Source organism: Amycolatopsis sp. H20-H5 (assembly GCF_035828755.1).
Classification (GTDB): Bacteria; Actinomycetota; Actinomycetes; order Mycobacteriales; family Pseudonocardiaceae; genus Amycolatopsis.
In genome coordinates this window covers 1-7,790 of the sequence record NZ_JAYMZS010000064.1, presented here as the reverse complement: position 1 = coordinate 7,790, position 7,790 = coordinate 1, and the positions used below count along the sequence as shown (strand labels likewise).

The window sequence follows — 7,790 nt, the reverse complement described above, 5'->3', positions numbered from 1 at the left end:
ACCAGCTCAACCCATCTCGGCCGCAGGCGGGCGAATTCGTGCCCGCGTCGCACATCGCATGTCGTTCCCGGCACAGCAAGGAAGCCACGTATTCGGCGAGGGGCGGACCCTCACCCGCCGAATACGTGGCTTCCCAGCTTCCTCATACCGCCAGCTTCGTCGCTGTGCGACCGGAAAATCCTTAGATCACCGGCATTGTCACGGGTCCGACCTACCAGGCCCCGGCCGGCGAAAGATCGCCGAACTGCAGTTCGCGCGAGGCCTGGCGGAGGTCGGACTCCACCATCATGCGCATGAGCTCGGCGAAGTCGACCTCGGGCTCCCAGCCCAGTTCCTTGCGGGCGAGGCCGAAGTCCGCACAAAGCGTCTCGACCTCGGCGGGGCGGACCAGCGCGGGATCGACGACCACGTAGTCCTCCCAGTCGAGGTCGACGCAGTCGAACGCGATCCGCACGGCGTCGCGCACCGAGTTCATCACGCCGGTCCCGATGACGTAGTCGCCGGGCTCGTCCTGCTGGAGCATCAGGTGCATCGCGCGGACGTAGTCGCCGGCGAAGCCCCAGTCACGGATCGCGTCGAGGTTGCCGAGGTACAGCTTCTCCTGCAGCCCCAGCTTGATCTGGGCCACCGCCAGCGAAATCTTCCTGGTCACGAACTCGGCGCCGCGGCGCGGGGACTCGTGGTTGAACAGCATCCCGGAGACGCCGTAGACCCCGTAGGACTCGCGGTAGTTGCGGGTGATGTAGTGCCCGTAGGCCTTGGCGACCCCGTACGGGCTACGCGGGTGGAAAGTGGTCGTCTCGCACTGCGGCGTCTCGAACACCTTGCCGAACATCTCCGAGGAGGACGCCTGGTAGAAGCGGATCTGGCCGGTGGGGCTGGGCCGGGCGGAGATGGACAGCCCGCTGACCATGCGGATCGCTTCGAGCATGCGCAGCACACCCATGCCGTTGACCTCGGTGACCAGTTCGGCCTGCTCCCAGGACATCGGCACGAACGAGATGGCGCCCAGGTTGTACACCTCGTCGGGCTGGATCTTGTCGACGGCGGAAACCAGGCTGGCCTGATCCATCAGGTCGCCGTTGACGAAGTTGAGTTCCGAGGCGAGTTTGCTGACGCGGGACTTTCGCGGGTTTGCCTGGCCACGGATGAGGCCCCACACCTGGTAGCCCTGCGCAAGCAGATGCTCGGCCATGTATGAGCCGTCCTGACCGGTGATACCGGTGATCAATGCGCGCCTGGACATACCAGACTCCTTTTCTCCACCACTGATGAATGACCCCGAACGCGGTGTCGCGCCATTGAGGAAAGCGGGCACACCCGGAGGACACGGATCGACGACCGAAATCCAGGCGGAAACCCAGCCGGACGACGCCACACGACAGTCGCAGGATCGCCGGACGGGTGTCAACGGATTGCCGATATGCTAGGGGATCTCCGAGACTTGCCTGGCCAGGTCACGGCCCGGTGCGGCTGCGGGTATCGTCACGGTGTCGCGGCTCACCGCATCAGGCTCATTCGGCTATCCGCGTCTGACCGCACCACTGGAACACGGGGAGGCGGTAGCCGTCGATCTCGGCGGTTTCACCGCTGTGCGCGAAATGTTCATATCCGGAGGCGAAAGACAATTTCACCGTATCGGTCAGGTTGCGGACTTCCCTGACGCGGGCGGTCTCACACAACTTCTCCGGGCCACCGGCGAGGACAACTCTCAGACTGACCACAGCAGACTTCCTTTCCGGCAAAGTGTGTGCCACTACGAGCCCCGATACCGTGAATTCGGCCGTTCTCCTGGTATGCCGCCGGATTCACCGAAGGGACTATGATGCAGTTCACACTACGCAGGACCGAACTGCGCATTCCCCTAGTACCGACCGGCGGGCACCGGCCACTACACCGGACGCGGCCGCCCAGCTTGTGTTTCGCGTGCTGGGACCATCAGATTTCCTCGCTGGCAGGCCGTGTTCGCGGCGGCCGCTTCATCTACGGGTAACCCAAGAATTTCGGTGTTAAGCGGGCTCGCGTCGGAACTCCGTTTCTCCCATGCTCGGCACGCAGACGTATCACCGTGCGGCGAGAGCCAGGCCCGGTCACCAGCAATCGGAAAGGCAGCTGTGACGAACACTGAAACCGGCCACGGTCTTTGGGTACGTCGCCCGGCGAAAAACCCGCCCCGCGCGGTTCACCGACCGAACCAGCCGCGGGGAGACCACCGATGACCGCGCTCGTGCCGAGCCGGGCCTCCAGCCCGCAGCCGATGATCGAAGCCATCGACGTCTGCAAGTCGTTCGGCTCGGTGTGCGCGCTGGATTCGGTGACACTCAGCGCACCCCGGGGCTCGGTCCTCGCCCTGCTGGGGCACAACGGTGCCGGTAAGACCACCCTGGTCAACATCCTCACCGCGATGACACCACTGACCTCGGGAACCGCGCGGGTCGCCGGGTTCGACGTCGCCAGGGAACCACGCAGGATGCGGGAGGTCATCGGCCTCACCGGCCAGTACGCCTCGGTGGACGAGCGGCTGAGCGGGCGCGACAACCTCGTCCTGATCGCCAGGCTGCTCGGCGCCGACCGCAAGGCCGCCCGGCTCCGAGCGCAGACCCTCCTCGAGGTGTTCGACCTGACCGGCGCCGCCAAACGGCTGGCCAAGACGTACTCCGGTGGGATGCGGCGGCGGCTGGACCTCGCGGTGTGCCTCGTCGGCAGCCCCGACGTGATCTTCCTCGACGAGCCCACCACCGGGCTCGACCCGTCGAGCCGGATCAACCTCTGGGAAATCGTCGAGACCCTCGTCGAAGAAGGCACCACGGTCCTGCTCACGACCCAGTACCTCGACGAAGCCGACCGGCTCGCCGACACGATCGCGGTGCTCTCCGGCGGATCGGTGGTCGCCTCCGGTACCGCCGCCCAGCTCAAAGCCCAGGTCGGCGAGCGGTCGATCACCGTCACGCTCGAGCCCGGCAACGACCCCCGCGCCGCCTGTGCGGCACTGCAACGAGCCGGGATGGCACCCACCATCGGGGTGGACGGCCTCAGCATCACCACCCCGGTCCGGGCGTCGAAGGAGCTCGCGGCCGTGATCCGGGCGCTCGACGACGAAGGCCTGGAAGCAGCGGAACTCGCCTTCGGGGAACCGACCCTGGACGACGTCTACCTGGCACTGGCCAAGAAGTCCGCCCACCAACCGGCATGACCGTGGAGACCCCCATGACCTCGACCCTCGCCAGAGCCCAAGGAAGTACCGCGGCGGTCCGGTGGCCCGGCAGTTCCCTGCGGTCACAGATCATCATCCTCACCGAGCGTTCGCTGACCGCCGTCATCCGCGACCCCCAGATCGTCCTGTTCGGACTGTTGCAGCCGGTGGTCATGCTGTTCCTGTTCACCCAGGTGTTCGCCAACCTCGGGTCCACGCCCCATTTCCCGCACGGGATATCCTATGTGGACTATCTGGTCCCGGCGATCCTGGTGGACAACGCGGTGCAGTCGTCGTTGCAGAGCGGGGTCGGGCTCGTCGAGGACCTCAAGAACGGCGTCGTGCTGCGCCTGAGGTCACTGCCGATCGAACCGGCCTCGATGCTGGTCGCCCGCAGCGTGTCCGACCTCACCCGCGGCGCGGTGCAGGTGATCGTCATCCTCGTGCTGGCCTCGACCATGCTCGGCTACTCCCCCGACGGCGGATTCACCGGCATGGTGGGCTCGTTGCTCATCTCGCTGATGGTCGGCGGGGCTCTCGGCTGGGTCTTCCTGGCGTTCGGGACGTGGTTGCGCCGGGCCGAACCGATGCAGAACATCAGCTTCATCGCACTCTTCCCGCTCATGTTCGCCTCGAGCGCTTACGTCCCCATCGCCGACCTCCCGACGTGGCTCCAGATCGTCGCCAAAGTCAACCCGCTGACCTACGCGCTGGACGCCACCCGCTCCATCGCGCTGGGTTTCGGCGACACCTCGGCCGTACTGCCCGCGATCCTGATCTGCGGCCTGCTCACCCTCGGCGGGATCATCTTCGCCATCCTGGGCTTCCGCCGCCCCCTGTAACTCCTGAGCCCGAGTGCGCCCTACTCCCGCGACGCGGACGAGCAGCAGCGATCTGGACCCGGTTGGTCCAGATCGCTGCTGTCCGGCTATCCGGCGGTCGCGACGTTCAGGTTCGGCGCGACGGAACCGGGCGAATCAGCTCGCTTTGGCGTGTTTGGCCAGTTCGGCGACGCGCTGGACGGTCGCGTCGCGGATGATCTCCGGCATTCTCCCGGTGAAGGCCCGCTCCCCCACCGGCCCGACGACCTGCCTGGCCACCATCGCCACCATCGTGATCAGCGAGACCGAGTCCCCACCCATCCGGTGGAAGTCGCTCGCGCTCTCGATCGCGCCGGTCTCGACCCCGAGGACCTGCGACCAGATCTTGGCGACCACGGCCTCCACGTCGTCGAGCGGTCCCGTGGTCGCGATCGCCGGGGTTTCCGCGGTGGCGAAGGGATCCGGCAGCGAGCTGACCGACACCTTGCCGTTGACCGAACGGGGAATCTCGTCGACTTCAAGCAGCATCGCCGGAACCATGTAGTGCGGCAGCCGCTCTTCGAGGTACTTCACCAGTTCGGCGATCTCGACGTCCGCGACCGTCAGGACGTAGCCGCACAACGTCTTGTCCTTGCTCCCCGGCCGCGACCGGGCGACAACGACCGCGCTCGCGACGGCGTTGTGCGTTTCGAGGGTCTGCGCGATTTCCGCCGGTTCGATCCGGTGGCCGTGCATCTTGAGCTGGTCGTCGATCCGCCCGCAGAACTCGACCGCCCCGGACTCCAGCCGCCGCGCGATGTCGCCGGTGCGGTAGACGCGGCTGCCGTCGGCCATCCGCACGAACCGCTGCCGGGTGAGGTCGGGCCGCCCCCGGTAGCCCCTGGCGAGCTGGAGGCCGCCGATGTACAGCTCACCGGTCTCCCCCGGTGTGACGAACTGGCGATCCGGGGACAGCAGGTGGAACGTGACACCGTCCAGCGGTTCACCGATCGGCACGGCAGCGCCGGTGTCGCGCTCGATGTCGAAGAAATGGTGGCTCACACCGATTGTCGCTTCGGCGGGCCCGTAGAGGTTGATGATCCGGCACTCCGGACCGAACAGCTCCTGCGCCCGGACCGCGACCGAGCGGGTGAACTGCTCGCCGATGACGATCAGCGTCCGGACGGCGCGCGGTTCGAGGTCGAGCCGGGTGATCAGGTCCAAATGGGATGGGGTCAGCGACAGCACGGTGGCACCGTTGTCCAGGACCTCCTGGATCGCGACGTGGCTGAGCTCGTCCTTCATCAGCAACAGCGTGCCGCCGACCAGGAACGGCAGGATCAGCGAGATCTCCGCGACGTCGAAGGACAGTGAGCACAACAGGGGCAAGCGAGTCGAGGAGTCGATCCCGTGGTCCCGCACCGCCCAGCTCGCGTAGTTGCTCAGGCTGCGATGCTCGATCTCGACGCCCTTGGGCTTGCCGGTCGACCCCGAGGTATAGACGACATAGGCCAGGTCACTGGGCTCGGGCGACCCGTGGATCTCGTGCGGTTCCGTGGAAAACAGCAGCTCGTCCAGCACGATCCGGTCGCAGCCGTCCGGCAGGAAATCCCGGCCGTCATGGGGTTTTCCGACCAGGCAGACCGGTGCGTGAGCGTCGTCGAGGAGGGTGCGGATCCGGCCGTCGGGATGTTTCGTGTCCATCGGCAAGTACGCCGCGCCGGACAGCAGCACGCCCCAGGCACCCGCGACGGCGGCGATCGTGCGGTCGGCCAGCAACCCGACGACGGTGTTGGCTCCGGCACCGCGGGCGCGCAGCTCACCGGCGACCACGCGTGCGCGGCGCTCCAGCTCGGCGTAGGTGAAGTCGCCCTCGGGCCCGCTGACGGCGATCGCGTCGGGCGTCGCGTCGACCTGCGCGCGGAACTGGTCGACCACCCCCCTGTCCGCGGCCAGCTCGCCGGACCTCGACGGTGGTACCGGGAGGATCTCGCTGTACTCCCGATTTTCCGCCGGTGACAGCGTTTCGCACAGGTCATCGAGCAGGGCGTCCGCGCGCTCGCCGATCCCGGGACCGTCCCACCAAGCCAGCGTCAGTTCGGTGCGTCCCTCCATTTCGGACAGTGCGATGCTCTGCGCGCTCGCCGGCTCCCGGCTTTCCAGGAGGTACGCGCCCGAGGCTTCGAAGTCCTCCGTGGTGAAGGTCGCCGGGTCGAGCCGCCCGAGGTTGTTCACGTTGACCAGTCCGGCCAGCTTGTCCCGTCGGCGCGTCCGGCGATCGACGTTCCTGATCACCAGGTTCAGCGCCGCCAGCGGAGCCCGCAGGACCTCCGCGCCGGGGGCGTGCACGGTGCCGCTGCGTTCGGACAGCACGGTGAGCAGCTGCTCGTAGGTGTCTTCCCAGTTCTGCTTGGCCGCGATGTCGAGGGCGACGGTCAGCGAGAGGTTCGAGGTCGACCGGTCCGTCTGGACCTCGGGATGGAACGGGCGCAGGTCGACCGGGAAGCTGATCGTCGCGGTGGGCATCCCCGAGTTCCCGGCGATCCGGGTCGCCACCCTGGCGGCCAGCGCGGCGGAAGTGCCGTCGATCGTCCTGCGGCGCCAAAGCAGGTCGCGGGCGTGCGGCTTTTCGGGCATACCCAGCAACGAGGGTGTGGTGAACTCCTGCTTGGCCACATCGGCCCGCGTGTAGAGCGGATCGTCCAGGTCCAGAATGGTGACCTCGGAGCGCGCGCCGACCGGGTCTTCACCCCGCAGCACCCGAAAGACGTCGGCCACCCACAGCAGCAGGCCGCGGGCGTCCATCACGATGTGGGAGGCGCGGAACACCACTGTGGACGGTTCGCCGCCGAACAGCAGCACGTCGCAGTTCGCGCCGGACGGGTCCGGCAACGCGGTCCGCAGCTCGGGGACCTCGTGCAGCGCGGACGGGTCAAGGTCGCGGCCGCGCACCAGTTCGACGGCCGGGGTGATCCCGCTGTCCACCCATTTCGTGCGGTCACGCCGAAGCCGGGAACCGGGACAGGCGGCCGAGGCCACCGCCACGGCCGCCCGCAGCCGCGCGACGTCGATGCCGCCGATGCCTTCGACGCAGAACGTCATCACTGGCGCGATCGACTTCGGGAACGCCAGGTACCACCGTTCGAACGGCACCACCGGGCGGCTGAACGGGGTCTCCCGGGCTTCCGATCGTCTTTTGTCGTCGTTCATCCGACTGTCAACTCCTCGGTCCTTTGAGGTGAGTCCGCGGCCGGACGGCCCCGATCGACACAACGCACCACGCGCCCCGCAACTGTCCCCCGAGGACCACTGTGTTTCTCACTAAAGGTCGCCGACCCGGGCTCCGGCAACACTGGCCTTTTCCCCAGAGCTTCTCCGGGGCGCACTGCCTACACTCGGTGGAACGGCTCCGGAGCGGTGCTTCCCCAGTCACCCCGGCGAACCCGTGTCAAGCAACCCGGCGGGTCGAGAGTCCTCGAGATTCACGATCCGCCGGGTAGCCATTTCCCGGCGAACCAGGATACAAAGCGGGCCCCGAGTCATCTTCCGACAACTCGGGGCCCGCTTTGCGGCAACCCGCCGGGGGACGGGTCAGCTTCTCATCGCCTCCTTCTTCCCGTCGCCGGAGACCCGGGTGGCGACTAGGGCGTGTCTCTCAATTTGTTGGTTCCTGTCCGGGTGTGGATGACGGCGCAGGCGAGGAGGACACCGCCGAGGTAGGTGAGCGCGTATTTGTCGTAGCGGGTTGCGATGCCGCGCCATTGTTTGAGTCGGTTGAAGCCGCGTTCGACGGTGTT

Annotated in this window: 5 protein-coding genes and 1 pseudogene; 2 read left to right on the top strand and 4 right to left on the bottom strand. The window is 67.2% G+C overall.

Annotated elements, in window-relative coordinates; all coding sequences use genetic code 11:
- Positions 1-211 precede the first annotated feature (211 nt).
- Positions 212-1,246, bottom strand: coding sequence for a GDP-mannose 4,6-dehydratase (locus QMK34_RS29165; protein ID WP_326417712.1), 1,035 nt, complete (start codon positions 1,244-1,246; stop codon positions 212-214).
- A 268-nt stretch (positions 1,247-1,514) separates the two neighbouring features.
- Entirely contained in the window at positions 1,515-1,724 is a 210-nt protein-coding gene (locus QMK34_RS29160; protein WP_326417711.1) for a DUF5988 family protein, read from the bottom strand.
- A gap of 491 nt (positions 1,725-2,215) precedes the next feature.
- Between QMK34_RS29160 and QMK34_RS29155 the strand changes: the two genes are divergently transcribed.
- Together QMK34_RS29155 and QMK34_RS29150 are read left to right on the top strand one after the other, a co-directional pair.
- Positions 2,216-3,193: an ATP-binding cassette domain-containing protein gene (locus QMK34_RS29155; protein WP_326417710.1), complete on the top strand. Its 978-nt coding sequence runs from the start codon at positions 2,216-2,218 to the stop codon at positions 3,191-3,193.
- 14 nt (positions 3,194-3,207) lie between these two features.
- Positions 3,208-4,035, top strand: coding sequence for an ABC transporter permease (locus QMK34_RS29150; RefSeq protein WP_326417709.1), 828 nt, complete (start codon positions 3,208-3,210; stop codon positions 4,033-4,035).
- 135 nt (positions 4,036-4,170) lie between these two features.
- On the opposite strand, the gene QMK34_RS29145 is transcribed toward QMK34_RS29150, so the two are convergent.
- Both QMK34_RS29145 and QMK34_RS29140 read right to left on the bottom strand, forming a co-directional pair.
- Entirely contained in the window at positions 4,171-7,203 is a 3,033-nt protein-coding gene (locus QMK34_RS29145) for a non-ribosomal peptide synthetase (protein WP_326417708.1), read from the bottom strand.
- Between the two features lie 431 nt (positions 7,204-7,634).
- Positions 7,635-7,790 (bottom strand): annotated as a pseudogene (locus QMK34_RS29140) (IS5-like element ISMt1 family transposase); the annotation flags it as partial.